This is a genomic window from Amaricoccus macauensis (genome assembly GCF_049800915.1).
Classification (GTDB): domain Bacteria; phylum Pseudomonadota; class Alphaproteobacteria; order Rhodobacterales; family Rhodobacteraceae; genus Amaricoccus; species Amaricoccus macauensis_A.
In genome coordinates, this window is the sequence record NZ_JBNAFY010000001.1 from 572,817 (window position 1) to 594,254 (window position 21,438).

The 21,438-nt window shown below is 65.0% G+C and carries 19 protein-coding genes and 1 tRNA gene; 4 read left to right on the forward strand and 16 right to left on the reverse strand.

Translation table 11 applies throughout. The annotated features are described in order from the left end of the window. Window positions 1-45: 45 nt before the first annotated feature. From ACP15W_RS02525 to ACP15W_RS02535, 3 genes are all read right to left on the reverse strand, one after another. Window positions 46-1,176: an ABC transporter substrate-binding protein gene (locus tag ACP15W_RS02525; RefSeq protein ID WP_424931249.1), complete on the reverse strand. Its 1,131-nt coding sequence runs from the start codon at window positions 1,174-1,176 to the stop codon at window positions 46-48. A 263-nt stretch (window positions 1,177-1,439) separates the two neighbouring features. Beyond that, window positions 1,440-2,054: a DsbA family protein gene (locus ACP15W_RS02530; RefSeq protein WP_424931250.1), complete on the reverse strand. Its 615-nt coding sequence runs from the start codon at window positions 2,052-2,054 to the stop codon at window positions 1,440-1,442. Between the two features lie 26 nt (window positions 2,055-2,080). Then, a complete protein-coding gene (locus tag ACP15W_RS02535) occupies window positions 2,081-2,602 on the reverse strand; it encodes a DUF721 domain-containing protein (RefSeq protein ID WP_424931251.1) in 522 nt (173 codons plus the stop codon). Window positions 2,603-2,649: 47 nt separating this feature from the next. On the opposite strand from ACP15W_RS02535, the gene mutY reads away from it, so the two are divergent. Continuing rightward, window positions 2,650-3,717 carry an A/G-specific adenine glycosylase gene (gene mutY / locus ACP15W_RS02540; protein ID WP_424931252.1) on the forward strand — a complete coding sequence of 356 codons (1,068 nt, stop codon included), beginning with the start codon at window positions 2,650-2,652 and terminating at the stop codon, window positions 3,715-3,717. An 80-nt stretch (window positions 3,718-3,797) separates the two neighbouring features. Next, the gene (locus tag ACP15W_RS02545) at window positions 3,798-4,430 is read left to right on the forward strand and encodes a chemotaxis protein CheB (protein WP_424931253.1); all 633 of its coding nucleotides are present in this window, start codon (window positions 3,798-3,800) and stop codon (window positions 4,428-4,430) included. A 37-nt stretch (window positions 4,431-4,467) separates the two neighbouring features. On the opposite strand, the gene ACP15W_RS02550 is transcribed toward ACP15W_RS02545, so the two are convergent. From ACP15W_RS02550 to ACP15W_RS02560, 3 genes are all read right to left on the reverse strand, one after another. Beyond that, window positions 4,468-5,574 (reverse strand): site-specific DNA-methyltransferase, encoded by a 1,107-nt coding sequence (locus tag ACP15W_RS02550; RefSeq protein WP_424931254.1) that lies wholly within the window; start codon window positions 5,572-5,574, stop codon window positions 4,468-4,470. Between the two features lie 84 nt (window positions 5,575-5,658). Then, a complete protein-coding gene (locus ACP15W_RS02555; protein WP_424931255.1) occupies window positions 5,659-6,306 on the reverse strand; it encodes a ribonuclease HII in 648 nt (215 codons plus the stop codon). A gap of 22 nt (window positions 6,307-6,328) precedes the next feature. Continuing rightward, window positions 6,329-6,404, reverse strand: a tRNA-Arg gene (locus tag ACP15W_RS02560). 110 nt (window positions 6,405-6,514) lie between these two features. Here ACP15W_RS02560 and ACP15W_RS02565 point away from each other — a divergent pair. Beyond that, window positions 6,515-6,823 (forward strand): antibiotic biosynthesis monooxygenase family protein, encoded by a 309-nt coding sequence (locus ACP15W_RS02565; protein ID WP_424931256.1) that lies wholly within the window; start codon window positions 6,515-6,517, stop codon window positions 6,821-6,823. Here ACP15W_RS02565 and cysG read toward each other — a convergent pair whose 3' ends face one another. The 10 genes from cysG to ACP15W_RS02615 form a co-directional block, all read right to left on the reverse strand. Further along, window positions 6,824-8,221 carry a siroheme synthase CysG gene (cysG, locus tag ACP15W_RS02570; RefSeq protein WP_424931257.1) on the reverse strand — a complete coding sequence of 466 codons (1,398 nt, stop codon included), beginning with the start codon at window positions 8,219-8,221 and terminating at the stop codon, window positions 6,824-6,826. 29 nt (window positions 8,222-8,250) lie between these two features. Then, on the reverse strand, window positions 8,251-10,872 hold the full coding sequence (locus ACP15W_RS02575) for a molybdopterin-dependent oxidoreductase (RefSeq protein WP_424931258.1): 2,622 nt from the start codon (window positions 10,870-10,872) through the stop codon (window positions 8,251-8,253). Window positions 10,873-10,876: 4 nt separating this feature from the next. Further along, complete coding sequence (gene nirD, locus ACP15W_RS02580) at window positions 10,877-11,224, reverse strand: nitrite reductase small subunit NirD (RefSeq protein ID WP_424931259.1); 348 nt, start codon at window positions 11,222-11,224, stop codon at window positions 10,877-10,879. Then, the gene (gene nirB, locus ACP15W_RS02585; protein ID WP_424931260.1) at window positions 11,221-13,680 is read right to left on the reverse strand and encodes a nitrite reductase large subunit NirB; all 2,460 of its coding nucleotides are present in this window, start codon (window positions 13,678-13,680) and stop codon (window positions 11,221-11,223) included. The genes nirD and nirB overlap by 4 nt, the downstream gene beginning before the upstream one ends. 83 nt (window positions 13,681-13,763) lie before the next feature. Then, a complete protein-coding gene (locus ACP15W_RS02590; protein ID WP_424931261.1) occupies window positions 13,764-14,204 on the reverse strand; it encodes a globin family protein in 441 nt (146 codons plus the stop codon). Further along, on the reverse strand, window positions 14,204-15,856 hold the full coding sequence (locus ACP15W_RS02595) for an ABC transporter ATP-binding protein (RefSeq protein WP_424931262.1): 1,653 nt from the start codon (window positions 15,854-15,856) through the stop codon (window positions 14,204-14,206). The genes ACP15W_RS02590 and ACP15W_RS02595 overlap by 1 nt, the downstream gene beginning before the upstream one ends. A gap of 12 nt (window positions 15,857-15,868) precedes the next feature. Then, window positions 15,869-16,948 carry an ABC transporter permease gene (locus ACP15W_RS02600; RefSeq protein WP_424931263.1) on the reverse strand — a complete coding sequence of 360 codons (1,080 nt, stop codon included), beginning with the start codon at window positions 16,946-16,948 and terminating at the stop codon, window positions 15,869-15,871. A 32-nt stretch (window positions 16,949-16,980) separates the two neighbouring features. Further along, on the reverse strand, window positions 16,981-18,348 hold the full coding sequence (locus ACP15W_RS02605; protein ID WP_424931264.1) for a CmpA/NrtA family ABC transporter substrate-binding protein: 1,368 nt from the start codon (window positions 18,346-18,348) through the stop codon (window positions 16,981-16,983). A 241-nt stretch (window positions 18,349-18,589) separates the two neighbouring features. Then, window positions 18,590-19,768, reverse strand: coding sequence for a CmpA/NrtA family ABC transporter substrate-binding protein (locus tag ACP15W_RS02610; RefSeq protein ID WP_424931265.1), 1,179 nt, complete (start codon window positions 19,766-19,768; stop codon window positions 18,590-18,592). Next, entirely contained in the window at window positions 19,765-20,349 is a 585-nt protein-coding gene (locus ACP15W_RS02615; protein WP_424931266.1) for an ANTAR domain-containing response regulator, read from the reverse strand. Before ACP15W_RS02615 ends, ACP15W_RS02610 begins: the two co-directional genes overlap by 4 nt. A gap of 258 nt (window positions 20,350-20,607) precedes the next feature. Between ACP15W_RS02615 and ACP15W_RS02620 the strand changes: the two genes are divergently transcribed. Then, window positions 20,608-21,408, forward strand: coding sequence for a GH25 family lysozyme (locus tag ACP15W_RS02620; protein ID WP_424931267.1), 801 nt, complete (start codon window positions 20,608-20,610; stop codon window positions 21,406-21,408). The last annotated feature ends 30 nt before the right edge of the window (window positions 21,409-21,438 follow it).

The following is a 21,438-nucleotide window of genomic DNA, read 5'->3' on the forward strand; positions in this document are numbered from 1 at the left end:
GTGCGATCCGGCCCGGTGAAGATGAAACCGGGCCGGGTGCAGGTATTACATCTCGCACTCGGCGGCATAGGCATCCGCGTGGTTCTCGAGTGCCGGGCCGATGATCCGGTTGGTCAGAACCCCGTCCTCGCGCACCACCTCGCGGGCATAGATGGTCTGGATCGGATGCTGGTTCGGACCGAAGGCGAAATCACCGCGGGTGCTTTCGAAATCCGCCGCTCTGAGCGCCTCGCGGAACGCCTCCGTATCGGACGGATCGGCCGTCTCCAGCGCCGAGATCAGGAGGTTCGCGGTATCGAAGCCCTGGCTGGCATAGAGCGAGGGCAGGCGGCCATACTTCGCCTCGAAGCTTTCGACGAAGGCCGCGTTGGTCGGATTGTCGATATCGGCCGACCATTGCGATGTGTTCACGATCCCCAGCGCCGCATCACCCACGGCCTGAAGGATGCCCTGGTCGAAGCTGAACGCCGGACCGATCACCGGTATCTCGATGCCTGAATCGGCATACTGCTTAAGGAAGGAAATCCCCATTCCGCCGGGCAGGAAGAAATAGACGCTGTCCGCGTCCGAGGCCCGGATCTGGGCGAGTTCGGCCGCGTAATCCGTCTGGCCGAGCTGCGTATAGACCTCCTCGGCGACCTCACCCTCGAAGAACCGCTTGTAGCCGGTCAGCGCATCCTGCCCCGCCGGGTAGTTCGGCGCGAGGAGGAAGCTGTTGGTGTAGCCCACCGAATTGGCGTGTGCGCCGGCTGCTTCGTGAAGGTTGTCGTTCTGCCATGCCACGTTGAAATAGTTTGGGTGGCAGCCCTTGCCGGCAAGCGCGGAAGGCCCGGCATTCGGAGAAAGGTAGATCACACCCTGCGCGGTGGCCGCGGGCACGACCGCCATGGCGAGGTTCGACCAGATGATGCCGGTCATAACATCGACCTTCTCGGACTGGATCATCTTGTCCGAAAGCTGCACGGCAATGTCGGGCTTGCGCTGATCGTCCTCGATCACGACCTCGATGTCGTCGCGCCCGGATTGCTCGATCGCCAGCAGGAAACCGTCACCGACATCGATGCCCAGACCGGCGCCGCCACCGGACAGGGTGGAGATCATCCCGACCTTCACGTCCGCCAGCCCCGCGCCCGCGGCCAGCGCGAAAGCGGTAGTCAATCCAAGCAGTTTCCTCATCCGATGTCTCCTGTGTCTCAAGCGCGCAGGCCGGGTCTGCACCGGCGGCGCAGTCTGACCGTTCGTGTCGCTCATGTCTCGGGCTTCGGGAGGGAAAAGTGAAGAGAAACTCTTCATTTTCGTGAAGGCGCAGAGCCTCGCGACCGGCTCACTGATCGCGAAGGTGCTCGTGCGTCACATCGCCTGCACGGCAGCGTTGCAAGCGACACTAGAAGACAGGCCGGCCCGAAGCATAATGCCCACGGCCGGCCCGATCGTTTGCGTCATTCCGCTCCGGCAGCGCGCAGCGTCTCCGCGAAGGTCTCGTAGTTCATGTTGCCGTACTTCTCGCCATTGATCACGAAGGAGGGCGTCGAATCGATGCCGTCGGCACCCGCGTTCTTCTGGTAGCTCTCGACCAGGGCCTCGGCATAGGCCTGATCGGACATGCAGGCATCCATGCGCTCGTTGGTGAGCCCGGCCTGGCGCCCGATGCCATAGAGGTTCTCGACGAACTCCTCGTTGGTCTTCGCGGTCGCCCACTCGCTCTGACGCTCGAAGAGAACATCGACGAGTCCGAAATAGCGATCCTTCGGGGCGCAGCGCGCGATCATGCTGGCCCAGAGACCGGCGCGATCGAAATAGACCTCGCGGAAGATGAGCTTTGCCTTGCCCGTGTCGATGAAATCCGCCTTGAGCCGTGGCATCACCTCTTCATTGAAGGTGGCGCAATGGGGGCAGGTGAAGGACGCATACTCGATGATCGTCACCGGCGCATCGGGGTCGCCCTCGACCATCTCGACCACATCGTTGATTTCCTGCGCAAAACCCAGCGCGGGTGAAAAGGCGAATGCGAGGCCGAGTGCGAGCGTTCGGCGGCGATCGAAAAGAAGCGTCATATGTCTCAGTCATCCAGGCTGCGGAGTTATCGGGCCCTCGATAGCACATTGCGCGCGAGAGTCTGCAAGGCATCCCTCAATTCATCGTCACCAATGCTTGAGAGGCTCTCGGCCATGGGCTCGGGCAGGGCGGAGGCCGGGATCGGTTCCGGCCTGTCATCTTCCGCGGGTTTGCGCGCGACCCTCCGGAAGGGTGTCTGGGTGAGCTGTATGCGCCCCACGGTTCCGGGGCCGAGGCCCGCATTGATCTTGTCGCGGATCGTGGGCAGCATCATCTGGATCTGCGGGGCATGCGCGCCATCCACCGCGAGCTTCAGCAAGCCACCCGAAGGCCCGCGCGCGCTCGTCAGCTTCTCGGGAAAGCAGAGTTCGGCGAGTTCGCGTCCCACGAGATCGGGCCAGAGCGCCTCCAGCCGGGCCTGCGCATAGCCGCGCTTCGCCTGGGCCGTGCGCATCTGCTGCCCGATCAGCCCCGCCGCCGGCAGAAAGCCCACGGATTTGCGTTTCGGAGGGTCATATCTCTTGCGCGTTTGCTTCGTCTGGGCCATGCGTCCACGCTCCATCTGGACCCACAGGTTAACGGCACGGCAACGGCATGTCATCGGCAATCGGGAGCATCGGGAACGAGCGCGATCTCGCGGGCGAAATTCTCGCCTGGTATGACCGCCATGCCCGCGATCTGCCCTGGCGCGTGCCGCCCGGATCCGCGGAGACACCCGACCCCTACCGGATCTGGCTCTCCGAGGTCATGCTTCAGCAGACCACCGTTGCGGCGGTGCGCGACTACTTCGAGACCTTCACTCGGCGCTGGCCCCGCGTGGAGGATCTCGCGGCAGCCGAGGACGGCGATGTCATGGCCGCCTGGGCGGGCCTCGGCTACTACGCCCGCGCCCGGAACCTCCTGAAATGCGCCCGTGTCGTGGCGTCGGATCATGGCGGCACCTTCCCCGACACCGAGGAGGGCCTTCTCGAACTGCCCGGTATCGGCCCCTATACGGCGGCGGCCATCGCGGCCATTGCGTTTGACCGCCCGGCGGTGGTGCTCGACGGAAATATCGAGCGGGTCATGGCGCGCATCTTCGCGGTCGAGGAACCGCTTCCCAAGTCCAAGCCGATCCTGCGCGCCCATGCCGCCTCGCTCACCCCGCGAGATCGCGCCGGAGACTACGCCCAGGCCGTGATGGATCTGGGTGCTACGATCTGCACGCCGCGCAACCCGGCCTGCGGTATCTGCCCCTGGATGGAGGCCTGCCTCGCGCGCGCCGAAGGGATCGCGGCCCAACTGCCGCGCAAGGCCCGCAAACCCGCGAAACCGGTGCGTCAGGGGATCGCCTGGCTCGCCATGCGTGAAGACGGCGCCGTCCTTCTGGAGCGCCGCCCGGAGAAGGGCCTTCTGGGCGGAATGCTCGGGCTTCCCGGCAGTGACTGGCGCGAAAAGCCGCCCGATCCCGTGCCGCCCTTTGCCGCCGAATGGCAGCCCTCTCCGGGCGACGTGCGCCACACCTTCACCCATTTCCACCTCATCCTGTCGCTCAGAACCGCACGAGTGCCGCAGGATTTCACCCCGCCGGAGGGACTGGCGTTCCACGGCGGCGATCCGGGGCGTGCCATGCCCACGGTCATGCGAAAGGCGCTCAAGCTCGGATTGTCGTCACTCGAATGAGCGCAGCGCCGGAGCGGAACCCTTGCATTGCCCCGGCATTCTGCAATCATGGAGCTTTATGCGCCCGGAGCCGCCAATAGATGCATGATGATTATTCCCTGCCTGCCGATTTGACCGATCCGAAGGTAAGCAGCGCGGATCGCGGGTTTCACCATGTGGTGGCGATCGGCGGCTCGGCTGGCGGCGTCGAGGCGCTGACAGAACTGGCACCAATGTTCCCACGGGCGTTTGCCGCACCTATCATCATCGCGGTGCACAGTTCTCCGGGAAGCCAGCTTGCCCCGATCCTCGATCGCATGTGCCCGCTGCCCGTCATTTCGGCCGTTACCGACATGCAACTGAAGCCGGCGCATGTCTATGTCATTCCCCCCCATGCCCAGATTCGTTTCGAGGGGTCGTGGATCATTGTGTCGCAACGCAAGAGCAGTGGCTTGTTCCGCCCGTCCATCGACGGTCTTTTCCTGGCAATGGCGGAAGAGTTCGGAGATGCCGGAATTGGCGTGGTGCTTTCAGGTGCGATGGACGATGGCACGTTGGGCGCGCGGATCCTCCATCTCGTGGACGCGCGCATGATCGTTCAGTCCCCGGAGCAGGCAGGCTTTTCCTCCATGCCCCTGAACGTCATTGCCCATGATCACCCCGAGGCGGTCCTCTCCCTGAAGGGCATCGCCCAGAAACTCGTCGATATCGTCGGCGTCAAGACGTCGGATTGACCCGCCCGTTAGGGGCGGGCCGGGATGGAACCGGCGCTCAGACCGTCATTTCCGAACGGATCTGCTGCCGCCAGTAGTCGATGGGCACGGCCACGCCATCCTTCTTGAAATGCCAGAAGGTCCAGCCGTTGCAGGACGGCGCCCCCTGAACCGCCGCACCGACCTGATGGATCGAGCCGCGCGCGTCGCTTGAAATCAGCGTGCCATCGGCCCGGACCTTTGCGGAATGGCGTCCGTTCTCGGAGATGAGCGTCTCGCCCGGAGAAAGCAGCCCGCGCTCCACGAGCTGGCCGAAGGCCACCCGCGGCTCGGCGCGCTTGCGCGGCGTCACCTGAACGCTGTCCTTGTCGAGCCGCCGCACGCCGCGAATGCGCTTTTCCGCCACAGCGCGGTACTCGGCCTCGCGTTCGATGCCGATATAGCGCCGATCCAGCCGCTTCGCGACCGCACCCGTCGTGCCGGTGCCGAAGAACGGATCAAGCACCACATCGCCCGGATTGGTCGAGGATAGCAGAACCCGGTGGAGCAGGGCTTCCGGCTTCTGGGTCGGATGGGCCTTGCCGCCATCCGCGTTCTTCAGCCGCTCGCCGCCGGTGCAGAGCGGGATCGTCCAGTCGGACCGCATCTGCACGCCTTCGTTCAGCGCCTTCATGGCCTCGTAGTTGAAGGTGTATTTCGAGCGGTCCGACTTGGCCGCCCAGATCAGGGTCTCATGCGCATTGGTCAGCCGCTTGCCGCGGAAATTCGGCATCGGGTTGGTCTTGCGCCAGACAACATCGTTGAGGATCCAGAAGCCCGCATCCTGGATCGTCGCGCCCAGACGAAAAACATTGTGGTAGGAGCCGATCACCCAGATCGCGCCGTCCGGCTTGAGCAGCCGCCGCGCCTCGATCAGCCAGTCGCGCGTGAAGGCGTCATAGGCCGCGAAGGAACTGAAGCGATCCCAGTCGTCGTCCACCGCATCCACGCGGCTGTTGTCAGGCCGGTGGAGCGTGCCTTTCAACTGAAGATTGTAGGGCGGGTCCGCGAAGATCAGATCGACGCTTTCTGCCGGCATGGACCGCATGACCTCGATGCAATCCCCCTCGAGAATGACATCGGTCTTCAGGGGGGCTGGGCGGACGGTCGTTTTCGCTCTGGACACTGGGGCTCTCCGGCAAACAATGCTTTGAACGAATCATGATTCAAAAGTGATTCACCGTCAATTACGAAACGAATCAGGGGTATATCAGCGGGATTCGAAGTCCGTTTCCGCCTGTTGCCACAACATGTCGTGGATTGGCCGGAAGGTCTTGCGATGATGTGGGGTCACGCCGAGGCTGGCGAGTCCCGAGACATGTGCCCGAGTGCCATAGCCTTTGTTATTTTCCCAGCCATATCCCGGAAACTGTTGCGAAAGTGCCACCATTATCCTGTCGCGAGTAACCTTCGCGACGATGGAGGCGGCCGCGATCGAGAGGCTGCGCCCGTCGCCGCCGATGAAGGCGCGGGCGTTGCATCCCAGTCCGGGGGGCGCGTGGCGACCATCGACAAGCGCCAGATCCGGGACCTGCGGCAGTTCCGCGATGGCGCGCCGCATGGCGAGATACCCGGCGCGGCTGACATTGTAGGCCGAGATTTCGTCGACGCTTGCCTGTCCGACGCCGACCTGCGCGCATTCCGCCAGTTTCTCGAACAGCGCGTCGCGGCGTTTCGCCGAGACCTTCTTGCTGTCGTTGAGGCCGGGGGGGATATTCGCGGGATCGAGCACCACCGCTGCGGCCACGATCGGGCCGGCCCAGGGCCCGCGGCCCGCCTCATCGACGCCGCAGACCGTTCGCGCACCATGATCGTGCGCGGAGGATTCAAGCGTGAAATCCGGCAAGGCTCCGGTCATTTCGGGCGGGCTCCGGCTAGGATGGTGACCCCGGATGGATTCGAACCATCGACCTACCGCTTAGGAGGCGGTTGCTCTATCCCCTGAGCTACGAGGCCACGCGCTTCTACTAGCCGGGTTGGCGGGTGGGGGTCAATCGCGAGCGGCCTTGCGATTGCGCCGCCGGGTGCTAATTCTCGCGCAACCGCAGCAGAAGGAGTGAGCGCCTATGTATGTCGCGATGAACCGGTTCAAGGTCGTGTCGGGATCGGAGGCGGATTTCGAGGAGGTATGGCGGGGCCGCGCCAACCGGCTGGGCGAGATGAAGGGCTATGTGTCCTTCCATCTGCTCAAGGGGCCGGAGGCCGAAGATCACACGCTCTATGCCTCGCACACCATCTGGGAGAACGAGGCTGATTTCATTGCCTGGACGAAATCCGAGCAGTTCCGCGATGCCCACAAGAACGCAGGGTCGAACAAGACCAAATACCTGGGCCATCCGCAGTTCGAGGGCTTCACCAGCGTCGATGGGATCTGATCAGCCCGCGTTCGCGGCGTTCTCGGGTTTTTCCACCGCCATGTCCTTCGGGTAGCGGATGAGCAGGATGGCGGGATTGCGCACCTCGGCTGCCTCGATGTCCTGCGCCATCCTCTCGAGCCGCGTGCGGACGATCTGCTGGTCGGGCGAGGCCGCACGGCTCACGATCTCGACCGGAAGCGAGGCGGGAAGTCCCTGCGCGAGCATGTCCGCCTGAATGCGTCCCGAGCTTGCGATGGCCATGTAGAGCGCCAGCGTCGTGCCGGGATGGAGATGATTTGCCCAGTTCTGGATCGCGAAGCCTTCCCGTGTGTGCCCCGTCGTGAGCACCACCGCATCCGTGACACCGCGCTCGGTCAGGAAACCGTCGAGCGAGGCAGTCGCTGCAGAGGCCGCCGTGACGCCTGGAACGATTTCCCACTCGATTCCGGCTGCCTGCAAGCTCTCGGCTTCCTCGGCACCGCGACCGAAGATCCCCGGATCGCCGCTTTTGAGCCGCACCACGCGCTTGCCCTCGCGGGCGGCGGCCACGATCACGCCGTTGATCCGGTCTTGCGGCCAGGAGGGCACGCCCGGTTCCTTGCCCACATAGACCCGCTCGGCATCGCGCCGCGCCAGTTCCAGCAGGTCCGGGTCCACGAGCCGGTCGTAGAAGATGATGTCGGCTTCCTGTAGCCGCTGCACGCCGCGAAGCGTGATCAGATCGCGGATGCCGGGACCAGCGCCCACGAGGCTCACGAAACCCGCCTCGTTTCTCTCGAGCGGCTGCCCGCCGGCCTCGATGGCCTCCTTGATCATGCGCGCGGCCTCGCGCTCGGCCCCGCGGGAATGCTTGAGCCGTGGCTCGCCGTTGAACACCCAGCCCCAGAAGGCCCGCCGGCTCTTCATGGGAATGCGTTCCGCCACCAGGTCGCGCAACCGTCCTGCGAGGGCCGCGAGATCGCCGAGACGCGGCTCCAGCATCTCCTCGATCCGGGTCTTGATCTGCCGGCCCAGCACCGGGGCTGTGCCCTCCGTGCCGATGGCGACGACAACCGGGTCGCGATCCACCAGCGAAGGGGTGAAGGCGTCGCAGAGATCCGGACGGTCGACCACATTGGCCACCACGCCGGCGGTCTTCGCACAACCCGCAAGGGCAGTGTCCATCAGCGCATCGCCGGTGCAGATGAAGACGAGCGCCGCCCCTCTGAATGTGCCGCAGGTGACGGGGCCCTTCTGCTGGCGGATGCGTCCGCGCGCAGCGAGGGCGGCAAGTTCAGGCTCGACCGTGTCGGCGGCGATGACGATCTCCGCCTCGGTCTTGAGCATGAGGCGCGTCTTCTGGGCGGCCTGCTCGCCGCCGCCGGCGATCACCACGCGGCGGCCTTCGAGCTTGAGGAACATCGGAAAGGTTTTCATCGGTCTTCTCTCGGCAATGAGCCTTCGGTCTATTCGGCGGCGACCTTCTGGCTCGCTTTTGCCAGCAGGGAGTTGAGTTCGGGGCGGCAGGAGCCACAATTCGTGCCGGCGGAGAGCAATGTGCCGATCTCGGCCACGCTGCAGGCTTCGCCGCTTTCGATCGCTGCCATAATCGTATTCACGCCAACATTGAAGCACACGCAGACAATAGGACCAACATCGGGTTGATCCGCACCGGCGCGACCGGCCAGCAGCGAGCCGGTGTTGCTGGCCGCAAAGGCCGTGAGCGCATGGGCGCGGGACACCTCGACCGGCTCCGGCCCGGCGAAGAGGGCGGCAACGACGATCCCATCCTCAATGAGGGCGATGCGAGTGATCCCGCGCCTCGGGTCGCTCACGATGGCAAGCTGCGCATCAGGAGCGCCGAACATCGTCCGCGCGAGAGCTTCCCAATCTTCGGGCGCGTTCTCCCCGGCCAGTTCCGCCCTCCAGCACCCTTCGGATTTCGCCAGCGCCCAGTAGCCGTCGATGGCCCCGACATCGGGCTTCTTCCGTGAGATCGCGAACCCGTGCCAGGCGGGATTAAGCCGCGCGACCTCCGCGCGCCCGGCCTTGAGCGCGGGCTGGCCCGAGAACGGGTCGGTGACCGGAGGAACCAGCGGTCCGACACGGCCCGCCTTGGAAAACTGCGCGGTCCAGTGCATCGGCACGAAGATCTCCCCCGGCGCGGTGCGGTCCGTGACAAGGGCGCGCACGATGGCCGTGCCACGCGCGTTCGACACCCGGATGAGATCGGCATGGTCGATCCCGCGCGCGGTGGCATCGCTCGGGTGGATCTCGGCGAAAGGCTCCGCAAGATGCGCGCTGAGCCGCGGCGATTTTCCGGTCCGCGTCATGGTATGCCACTGGTCGCGTACCCGGCCCGTGTTCAGCCGAAGCCCTGGCGCGCGATCCACCTCGGGCGGTGTGATCGGCAGCATCCGCCCGCGCCCGTCCGCGGTGAAGAACCCGCCCTTCGCGAAAAAGCGGGGCGAGCCGCCCACGGGCCATTGCACCGGGTCCATGTCGGCATAATCCGCATCATTGACATCCGAGAGCGCACCGATATCGAAATCGCGCCCCATCTTCGCGGCCACACCGGAAAGACCGGCATGTTCACGGAAGATGTCCGCCGGGCTCTCGTAGGGAAAGGCATCCCCCCAGCCCAGACGATGCGCAAGCTGGGTGATCGCCCACCAGTCGGGCTTCGCCTCACCGGGATGGGGCAGGAACGCGCGCTGGCGCGAGATGCGCCGCTCGGAATTGGTCACCGTGCCGGATTTCTCGCCCCAGCCCACGGCGGGAAGCTGCACATGGGCAAGCTTCATCGTGTCGGTGACGGCACTGGTGTCGGAGACCACCACGAAGTCGCAGGCCCGGATCGCCGCCGAAACCGCATCGGCGTCCGGCATGGAGACGACCGGATTGGTGGAAATGATCCAGAGGAACTTGATCCGCCCCTCCGCGCAGGCCTTGAACAGGTCCACCGCCTTCAGGCCCCCCGCCACCGCCATGTTCGGCGCGCGCCAGAAGTCGGCAACGGCATTGCGATGATCGAGGTTTTCCATGTCGAGATGCGCGGCCAGCATGTTGGCCAGCCCGCCCACCTCGCGCCCGCCCATGGCGTTGGGCTGGCCGGTGACGGAGAACGGCCCCATGCCGGCCCGCCCGATCCGCCCTGTGGCAAGATGGCAGTTGATGATGGCATTGACCTTGTCGGTGCCCGCACCCGACTGGTTCACGCCCTGGCTGAAGACGGTGACGACCTTCTCGCGGCCGATCCAGAGCTTGAAGAAGGCGTCGACCTCCTGATTGCTCAACCCGCAGGTTTCCGCGACCTTCTCGCGGGTCCAGGTGCTGGCAGCATCCAATGCCTCGGAGGCCCCCGAAACATGCCTGTTGACGTAATCCGCATCGAGCGCGCCAAGATCCTGGATGCGCGCAAGCAACCCGTTGAAAAGGGCCGAGTCCGTATCGGGGCGAACGCGCAGATGCATGTCCGCAATGTCGCAGGTCGCCGTGCGGCGCGGGTCGATCACCACGACCTTCATGCCGGGCCGCTCCGCCTTGGCGGCCGCGATGCGCTGGTAGATGACCGGATGGCACCAGGCGAGGTTGGAGCCCACCAGCACGACCGTATCGGCCAGTTCAAGGTCCTCGTAGGTGCCGGGCACGGTATCGGTCCCGAAGGCCCGCTTGTGACCCGCCACCGAGGAGGCCATGCAGAGCCGCGAGTTGGTGTCGATGTTTCCGGTGCCGACAAAGCCCTTCATCAGCTTGTTGGCGACGTAGTAGTCCTCGCTCAGGATCTGGCCCGAGGCATAGATCGCCACGCTGTCGGGTCCGTGGGTCTCGATGGCCGCGCGCATCTTCGAGGCCATCAGGTCGAGGGCTGCGTCCCAGCGGGCCGGTGTGCCGGCGATGCGCGGCTCCAGCAGCCGGTCCTCGAGATCGAGGGTTTCGCCGAGCGCCGAGCCCTTGGAGCAGAGACGCCCGAAATTGGCCGGGTGATCGGGATCACCCTGGATCGTCGCACCACCCTGACCGTCCGGGGTGGCGAGCACACCGCAGCCGACGCCGCAGTAGGGACAGGTGGTGCGAACGCAACTCATGGCATCAGGCTCCCAATGCGGACGGGTCCAGAAGAATGCGGTCGGCCTCCACGCGGATGTCGAACCGCGTGACCTGACCTTCATCCGCGCCTTGCGCCTCGCCGGTCTCCAGGCTGATGACGAAGTTGTGCAGCGGGCAGGTGACGTTTCGGCCATGCACGATGCCCTGCGACAGCGGCCCGCCCTTGTGGGGGCAACGATCGTTGAGCGCGAAGACCTCGTTTTCCGAGTTGCGGAAGACCGCGATGCAGCCGCGCGGGGTCTTCACCACACGCGCGCCCCGCACGGGGATATCCTCCACCGAGCCGACATCGATCCAGTCGTCGGCGCTGATGTCAGTGATCGCATTCATTCCGCAGCCTCCTTGGTGGTGAAATCGGCGATGGGGGTGAACTCGTGCTTCTCGCCGCCCTGCGCCCGCTCGGCCCAGGGGTCCTTCTGGTAGACGGTCTGGCTCAGCTCGAAGCGCTCCACGAGCGCGCGGCGGTTGTCGAGATCCTCGACGACCTGCGCCTTCACCCAATCCATGCCGACCTTCGCGATCCACTTGTAGGGCCGGTCGAGGTATTTCGCGTTCTCCCGGTAGAGCTGGTAGAAGGCGGTTGTCAGCTCGATCGCTTCCTCTTCCGTGGGCACCTGCGCGAGCAGTTCCGTCTCCTTCACGTCCATGCCGGCAGCCCCGCCGACACTGACCTGATAGCCACTGTCCACGCAGACGATGCCGAGGTCCTTGCAGGTCGCCTCCGCGCAGTTGCGCGGGCAGCCCGAGACCGCGAGCTTGAACTTGTGCGGCGACCACGCACCCCAGAGCTTGTGCTCGATCTTGACGCCGAGCCCGGTGGAATCCTGCGTGCCGAAGCGGCAGTGGCTCTTGCCGACGCAGGTCTTCACCGTGCGCAGACCCTTGGAGTAGGCATGGCCCGAAACCATCCCGGCGGCGTTGAGATCGGCCCAGATATGCGGCAGATCCTCGCCCTTCACGCCGAGGAGGTCGATGCGCTGACCCCCGGTCACATGCACCGTGGGCACGTTGTATTTGTCCGCCGCATCCGCGATGGCACGCAGCTCGTCGGGCGTCGTCATGCCGCCGAACATGCGCGGCACGACCGAGAAGGTGCCGTCCTTCTGGATGTTGGCGTGCTTGCGCTCGTTGATGAAGCGGCTCTGGGGATCGTCCTGGTATTCGATCGGCCAGTCGGCGAGCAGGTAGTAGTTGATCGCCGGGCGGCAGACATGACAGCCGTCCTTGGTCTTCCACCCCAGCTCCTGCCAGACGGCGGCCTGGCTCTTGAGCTCGCGCGACTTGATGAGCAGGCGCACGTCCTCATGGGTGAGGTCGGTGCAGCCGCAGACAGGCTTGACCGTGGGCAGGACGAAATTGTCTCCCAGCGTGACGGCGAGAACCTGCTCCACCAGCCCGGTGCAGGTGCCGCAGGAGGTCGCGGCCTTGGTCTGCGCCTTGACCTCGTCGACCGTGGTCAACCCGCCTTCGCTGATGGCATTGACGATCTGACCCTTGCAGATGCCGTTACAACCGCAGATCTCCGCATCATCCGGCAAGGCTGCAACGGCCGCCATAGGGTCCAGCGAGGCACCCCCCTGGTAGCTCGGTCCGAAGATGAGCGTGTCGCGCATCTCGGAGATGTCCTCGGCATCCTTGATGAGGCCGAAGAACCAGTTCCCGTCGGCGGTGTCGCCATACATCACCGCGCCGATCAGCGTGTTGTCCTTCAGAACGAGACGCTTGTAGATGCCGCGCGCCGGATCGCGGAAGACCACGTCGTCGCGGTCGTCCCCTTCGGCAAAGTCTCCTGCGGAGAAGAGATCCACGCCCGTGACCTTGAGCTTGGTGGAGGTCTGCTTCGGCGCGAAGGCGCTCTCCTCGCCATGAAGCGTGCTCGCCACGACCTTCGCCTGGTCGTAGAGCGGCGCTACAAGACCGAAGAGCTGGCCGTTGTGCTCGACGCATTCCCCGACCGCGAGAATGTCGGGATCGGAGGTGACCATCTTGTCATCGACCTGAATGCCACGCCCCACCGCAAGCCCGGCTTCCTTCGCGAGCGCGGTGTTGGGGCGGATGCCCACGGCCATCACGAGAATGTCGCAGGGGATCTCGGTGCCGTTGTCGAGGCGCAGACCCTCGACCTTGCCGTCGCCATAGATCTCCTTGGAATTCGAGGAGCAGAGCACCTTGATGCCGCGCCCGACGAGTTCCTTGCGCAACAGGTAGCCCGCAGCCTCGTCGAGCTGGCGCTCCATCAGATGCCCCATGAGATGAACGACCGTCACGTCCATGCCGAGCATGTTGAGCCCGGCAGCCGCCTCGAGCCCCAGCAGTCCGCCGCCGATCACCACGGCGCGGGCACCCGGCTTCGCGGCCGCTTCCTTCATCTTGTTCACGTCTTCCAGGTCGCGGAAGGTGATGACGCCGGGCATGTCATGGCCGGGCATCGGGATGATGAACGGGTTCGAGCCGGTGGCCATCAGAAGCTTGTCGTAGGGCGTCTCGCCTGCGGCCGAGATCACCACCTTGCGGTCGCGGTCGATGCCGGTGACAGCTTCGCCGAAGCGACAGGTGATCTTGTTGCCCTCGTACCAGGCCGTGTCGTGAGTGACGATCTCCTCGTAGGACTTCTCGCCCGACAGCACCGGCGAAAGCATGATGCGGTTGTAATTGCCGCGCGGCTCGGCGCCGAAGAGGGTGACGTCGTATTTGCCGGGATCGGCTTCGAGAATGTGTTCGAGCGCACGGCCGGAGGCCATTCCTGCGCCAATGACGACAAGTTTCTCGGGGAGCGTATCGCTCATGTCGATCATTCTCCTATTGCTTTGATATCTGGGCCGGCGCGGGTCGGGCCGGGATCATGGCGGTCTCTATGCGGGTCATCCGATCACTCCGCCGCCGAAAGCTTCGCCACCACCATGTCGGGGTGGGTCGCGTCGATCATGGCTTCGGAGAGGGCGGCGTAGGCGGCAGTCCAGGCGGTTTCGGTCTCGGGCGTGAAGGCGTCCCCGAGAACCTCGGCAAAGGTCCAGATCAGAACCTCGCCCACGACCGGGTAATGCTCGGGCCGCGCACCATACTGATGGTGGCGCGAGGCCATCTGCGAGATCGCGGGCAGGAGCTTCTCGAGATCGGTCAGCCCGTCGACGATGATGCCCAGCATGTCGATGAGCTTCTTGCCCTGCGCATCGATGTCCGAGGAGAAGAGCGCACGCACACCGGGCGCCACCTCGAAGAGCCGGTCGTAGAAGATCCGGCCCGCGGTATCGCGCTCGGAGGCGATCGCCTCGTAGCTCGACTGCACCAGGTCTATCTGGTGCGGGGTCATCAGGCCGCATCCTTCTTCTTGGGCTTGGCGCCATGCTCGTATTCCTCGAGAAATTCGAGAATATCGGCCCGGTAGCGGTAGTAATCCGGGTGTTCGAGCAGAGCCTTGCGGGTGCGCGGGCGTGGCAGCGGCACCTCGACGATCTTGCCGATGGTGGCTTCGGGACCGTTGGTCATCATGACGACGCGATCCGAGAGCAGCACGGCCTCGTCCACGTCATGGGTGATGCAGATCGCGGTGACGCGGGTCTGGCTCCAGACCTCCATCAGCACTTCCTGAAGCTCCCAGCGCGTGAGGCTGTCGAGCATCCCGAAGGGCTCGTCCAGCAGCAACAGCTTGGGGCTGAGCGCAAAGGCCCGCGCGATACCCACGCGCTGCTTCTGACCGTTGGAGAGCGAGGCCGCCGACTTGTCCATTGAGTCGCCCAGACCCACGCGCTCGAGATAGTATTCCACCACCTCCTGACGCTCGGCCTGGCTCGCCTTCGGATAGACCCGATCGACGCCGATGGCGACATTCTCCTTCGCGCTCAGCCAGGGCATCAGGTTCGGCGACTGGAAGACCACGGCGCGCTCCGGATCGGCATCGAGCACATGCTTGCCGTCGAGGATGATCGCGCCCTGCGAGATCGGGTTCAGCCCCGCTGCCATGGTGAGCACGGTGGACTTGCCGCAACCCGAATGGCCGATCACCGAGATGAACTCGCCCTTCTGCATGGTCAGCTCGAAATCCTTCACCACCGTCAGCGGCCCCTTCGGCGTCGGGTAGACCTTGTGAAGCTGCGAGAACTGGAGATAGCGGTCCTCGGTCGCCGAGACGGCCGCATCGGCATAGGCCGAGGGCAGCGCATGGAGCGGCACCACGTTCGGCAGCGAATGCTTGCTGGCCGATTTCGCCTGGATGCCCACATCCATTAGGTAGCTGGTGATCTTGGTGCGCAGCGCCTTGAAGACGGGGTTGTCGTTCAGCGAGGTCCGGTCGCGCGGGCGGGGCAGGGTGATCTTCACATCCGGTCCCATCGTGCCGTCCGGGTTCAGCACGAGCACGCGGTCCGCGAGCAGGATCGCCTCGTCCACGTCGTTCGTGATCATGACGACCGTGCGCCGCTGGGCTTCCCAGATGCGTTCGATCTCATCGGCGAGGTTGGCGCGGGTCAACGCATCGAGGGCCGAGAGCGGCTCGTCCATCAGCAGGACTTCCGGCTCCATGGCGAGCGCGCGGGCAACCGAGACGCGCTGGCGCATACCGCCCGAAAGCTCGGAGGGCTTGCGGTCCTTCGCGTGGGAAAGCCCCACCATCGCCATGTATTTGTCGACCAGCGCGGCCTTGTCCTTGCCCGACATCTTGCTGTGCACCGCATCGACGGCAAGACCCACGTTCTTCGCCGCCGAAAGCCAGGGCATCAGCGCGTAGGACTGGAAGATCAGCGCGCGCGAGGGGTCGGGCTGGGTGATGGGCTTGCCCTTGTGATGGGCCGAGCCCTGGCTGGGGGTCTCAAGACCGGCAAGAAGCGACATGAGCGTCGTCTTGCCGGTGCCGGAGAACCCGAGGATTGCGACGAACTCGCCATCCTCGACGCTGAGGCTGATGTTCTTCAGGACCGAGCTGTCGCCGAAGGACTTGGACGCGTTCTTGAGTTCGAGGATGGCCATTGTCGTGTCTCCTCAGGCGCGGGCGTTGTGGCTGACGAGGGTCTGGATCGCGAACATGATCCGGTCGAGGACGAAGCCGATGATGCCGATGGTGAGCACCGCGACCATGATCCGCGCGAGGCTGTCGGAGGAGCCGTTCTGGAACTCGTCCCAGACGAACTTTCCGAGGCCCGGGTTCTGCGCCAGCATTTCGGCGGCGATCAGCACCATCCAGCCCACACCGAGCGACAGGCGCAGACCGGTGAAGATCAGCGGCAGCGCGGAGGGCAGCACCAGCTTCGTGACCTTGGTGAAGGCCGAGAGCTTCAGCACCTTGGAGACGTTCACCAGGTCCTTGTCGATGGAGGCCACGCCCAGCGCGGTGTTGATGAGCGTCGGCCAGAGCGAGCAGAGCGTCACGGTGATCGCGGAGACGAGGAAGCTCTTCGAGAACATGCCGTCATCGGTGGTGTAGACCGCCGAAACCACCATGGTGACGATCGGCAGCCAGGCCAGCGGCGAGACGGGCCGGAAGATCTGCACGATGGGGTTGAGCCCGGCATTCACCGCCGAGGAGAGACCGGATGCGATCCCGAGCGGCACCGCAACCGCCGTGGCGATCAGGAAGCCGAACATCACCGTCGTGATCGAGGTCCAGATCTGGCCGTAGTAGGTCGGCTGGCCGGTGTATTCGCGAACCCGGACCCGGTCTTCCTGGCCCTGCTCGATGAGCTGCGCGTTGCGCGCCTCCTGCCGCTCGTAGAAGGCTTCGCGGCGTTCGGCGTTGCGCTCGGCCGCCTCGTCGAGCTCGACCGCCTGCTCCCAGACCTGCACCGGGCCGGGAATGGCGCCGAGCGATGTCTGGACCTGGGGCGCAAGCCACGCCCAGGCCAGGAGAAACAGGATGATCGAGAAAAGCGGGATGCCGACGATCCGGCCGGCTTCCTTGAGGTTGGCGGCCGGGGTCTCACCAGCAGCCGCTCGCAGGAGCGGCGGCACGAACCCGAGGGCCAGCACGTTCAGCGTGCCTTCGACCTTCGCGATCTGGGTGAGCCGGCGGTTGAGGCGCTCCTCGCGGAGCGCATCGGTGGTGGGTTCGGAGGCGATTGCCATGGGTGTGATCTCCTTTGGCCCGAGCGCGCGGCTCAGCCTTCGACGCCGCTGCCGTTGACGACCTGGTCGCCCTTCAGGCCGATCGGCAGGCTTTCGAGATAGGCGTTCGGTGTCTTGCCGTCGTAGGCAATGCCGTCGATGATGTCCTCGGGCGGGGTCGGCGCACGGTAGCCGTCGCTGTCCCAGGGGAAGTCCGCCTCGTTCGCGAGACCCTCGTCCACAAGCATCCGCGCGGCTTCGAGATAGATCTCGGGCTTGTAGACCGACTTGGCGACCTCGTCATACCAGCTGTCGGGCTTGGCTTCCGGGATCTGGCCCCAGCGGCGCATCTGGGTGAGATACCAGACCGCATCGGAGTAGAACGGGTAGGTGGCGTTGTAGCGGAAGAACACGTTGAAGTCGGGAACCTCGCGCACGTCGCCCTTCTCGTATTCGAAGGTGCCGGTCATCGAGTTCGCGATCACCTCGGCATCCGCGCCGACGTAGTTCGACCACGAAAGCATCTCGACCGCTTCCTCACGGTTGGCATTGTCGTTCTCGTCGAGCCACATGGCGGCACGGATGAGCGCCTTGGTGATGGCGAGCGTGGTGTTGGGGTTCTCTTCCGTGAACTCGGCCGTCAGACCGAAGACCTTCTCGGGGTTGTTCTTCCAGATCTCGAAATCGGTGATGACCGGAACGCCGATGCCCATGAACACGGCCTGCTGGTTCCACGGCTCGCCGACGCAGTAGCCGAAGATCGTGCCGGCCTCCATGGTGGAGGGCATCTGCGGCGGCGGCGTGACGGAGAGAAGCACGTCCGCCCCGATCTGGCCCGAGATGTTCGACGGGCTGTAGTAGCCCGGCTCGATCCCGCCAGCGGCCAGCCAGTAGCGCAGCTCGTAGTTGTGGGTCGAAACCGGGAAGACCATGCCCATGTTGAAGGGCTCGCCGCGCGAGGTGTATTCCTCGACCACCGGTGCAAGAGCCTCGGCCGAGATCGGGTGCTGCGGCAGCCCGTCGGCATTCTGAGGAATGTTCGGCTTCATCTGTTCCCAGATCTCGTTGGAGACGGTGATGCCGTTGCCGTTGAGATCCATGGAGAAGGGGGTGACGATATGCGCCTCGGTGCCGTAGCCGATGGTGGCCGCGAGCGGCTGGCCTGCAAGCATGTGAGCGCCGTCGAGCGTGCCGTCGATCACACCGTCGAGCAGCACCTTCCAGTTCGCCTGGGCCTCGAGGGTGACGTAAAGCCCCTCATCCTCGAAATAGCCGTTCTCGTAGGCGACCGCGAGCGGCGCCATGTCGGTCAGCTTGATGAAGCCGAAGGTCAGCTCGTCCTTTTCGACGTCGAGGAACTGGGCCTGGGCCGCGGTGGCGAGAAGACCGAGAGCAGTCGTGGTCGCGAGGATGGAACGCATGTCGTCTGTATCCTTTGTGGATGCATGGCGAAGTGCCGGAAAAACAAAAACGCCGCTCAATCCGTCCTGCATGTCGCAGAGGGATTGAGCGGCGTTGCTCGGAGTGCCCCGCCATCGGGGCGCAATCTGGTACAGTTCACCGTCGAACCGTTGATCGCTTATTGCACCGCGATAGCCTCATTTCAAGCAGTTTTTTGCAGGTGCACAAAAGTAGTGCAAATGCTGAAACTATAAGCCGATGTCAGGGGCTTGGGGGATCGTCCGGGTCGAACGTGCGGCCGTCAAAGAACCGGTCCGGGCCGAGGATCAGCCGGCCCTGGGTCGAGGCGACGGCCGTCCGCTGGTCGAGCGATCCCTCGAGCTTCTCCGATGCGCCGGGCAGGTCCGCGCCGATCGGCTCCAGCGCCGTGCGGTAGAAATCGCTGCGGAAACAGTCGCGGGCCACGTCCCGCAGCCGGGCGGGGTCCGTGCCTGTCTGTCGCGCAAGCGCCTCCGCGATCCAGAGCGCCTGGCTCCGCCACGGAAAGGTCGCCGCCGCCTCGAAATAGGCCGCCGCCCGTTGCACGCGCTCGGTCCGACCGTGGCCGTCCGTGACGATCCGCCCCGTGAGCACGCGCTCGAGAATTTCGGGGGGCACGTTCAGATAGCGCTCGAGCGCCAGCAGTTCGGAGGTCGTCCCGGTGTTCTCGGGTTTCGCGATCCACTGCGACGCCCGCCAGATCGCCCGCAGGAGCGCGCTGGCCGTCTTGGGCTCCTCCTCGAGCCAGTCCCTGCGTACCGAAAGCGTCTTCTCGGGCGCGAATTGCCAGATGGCCGCGGACGGCAGGATCAGCGAGGCATAGCCGCGCTCCACCGCGACCGAGCCGTAAGGCTCGCCCACGCAGAAGGCGTCGATATCCCCGTGCGCGATCGCATCGGCCATCTGGGGTGGCGGGACGACCACGAGTTGATACTCGGGCCTGCAATCGGGGCCGAGGTTCTCCAGCCAGTAGGACACCAGCAGCGCATGCATCGAGAACGGGTAGGGCACGCCGAAGCGCAACGGCCCCCGCACGGTCTTTGCCAGCCGCCGCCCGACAGCGCGCGCATCCTGGAAATCGAGATCCACCGCGCCCATCGCGTCGGCCACATCGGGCCGGACACCGATCATGTTGCCGTTCACCGACAGCACGCAAAGCGCGTCGATGGCAACGTTCAGCCCGCCCAGCCCGGCGGAAAGCGCGATGCACATGGGCGCGACCATGTGCGCGGCCTGATACTGGCCCCATGCAAGCCTGTCGCGCTGGGTGGCCCAGGAGCCTTCGCGATGCAACACGAGGTCGAGGCCTTCCTCCGCGGCGAAGCCGATCTCGCGCGCAACGATCAGGGGCGCAGCATCAACCAGCGGCACGAAGCCGACATCGACCTTCACGTGGCTCATTTGAGCAGATCCGACGCGGTGATCAGTGCGGCGGCGATCTCCGAGAGCTTCTTGCCCTGATCCATGGCCGTGCGGCGCAGAAGCGCATAGGCTTCCTCTTCACCGATCCCCTTTGCCTTCATCAGCAGCCCCTTCGCCCGGTCCACCGTCTTGCGCTCCTCCAGCGCAGCCTTGGTGGCATCGAGCTCGGACCGCAAGCGGGCGACCATGTGAAATCGCGCGATGGCCGCCGTCAAGACCGGACGTATCCGCTCGCGCGCCAGCCCGTCGACCACATAGGCGCTGACCCCGGCCTCGATCGCGGCCCGCATCACCTGGTCGTCCGATCGGTCGACGAACATCGCCACCGGGCGCTCGGAGGGGCCCGAGGCCAGCGTGAGCGCCTCGAGAACGTCGCGGCTGGGGTTCTGGAGATCGATCAGCACCACGTCCGGATCGAGCGCCGCGAGCTTGCGGGCAAGCCCCGTATCATCGCCGATGACCGTGACAACGTGATCGCCGGTGTCCTTGAGACCGTCGATGATCATCATCGCCCGATCCCGATCCTTCTCCACGACCGCTATGCGCAATCTGTCCGCCACGCCGTCTCCTTTGCCGGTGCGCTGCCGGGACTGAATTTCCCGTTTCGGGTGAATCCGGGCCGCAAATTCCGCCCCTTCCGATTCAGGACATCTCGCGAGTGCGAAATCAATCGGAAAAATTCCCGTCGGCAAGTTCCGGGGGAGGGAAGCAACCACAGGTTGAATCGTTGCTGCAAAAGCGACAGCCTGATACGCTGCACCCGGCCCGGAACGAATGAATCAAACCAGAATCGGGCATAGCGCAGGAGGCACGAGCAGGTGCGAATCCTTACACTTCTTCTCGCGGCCGCCATCCTCGCCGGGTGCGGTGGCGGAAACAGCACCGCATCCTATGAGGCCGCCTCGGCTCAGGTGACGACGCGGGCCTCGGTGGTGGCTCCCCGCTTCAATGACAGCGACCCATGGGAATGGGGATCGGTGGCGCCGTGGCATTATCCGGTCCACGGGATCGACGTCTCGAAATACCAGGGCGACATCAACTGGTCCCAGGTCCGCATGTCGAACGCCTCCTTCGCCTTCATCAAGGCGACCGAAGGAGCGGACCACAGCGACGAGAAGTTCTTCCAGAACTGGATGGGGTCGGCCGCAGCCCAGGTGCCGCGCGGCGCCTATCACTACTATTACTTCTGCCGCACGCCGGAGGAACAGGCGCGCTGGTTCACCTCCCATGTGCCGCGTGATCCGCGCGCGCTGCCCCCCGTTCTCGACATGGAATGGACCCACAAGTCCCGCACCTGCAAGACCCGCCCCGATCCGGCTCATGTCCGCGCCCAGATGCAGACCTGGCTCGATATCGTCGGGCGGCACTACGGACGGACGCCGTTGATCTACACCACCGTGGATTTCTATGCCGACAACGAGCTCTGGCGCGTCAAGGGCCATCCCTTCTGGCTTCGCTCGGTTGCCGATCACCCCTCGAACACCTATCCGGGCCAGCACTGGACCTTCTGGCAATACACCGGCACCGGCGTCGTTCCCGGCATCGAGGGCGACACCGACATCAATGTCTTCGCCGGCACCCCGGACCAATGGCGCCTCTGGGCGGGCCACGCCATGTAAGCCGGCGGACGGCCGCGAAACCCGTGGCAC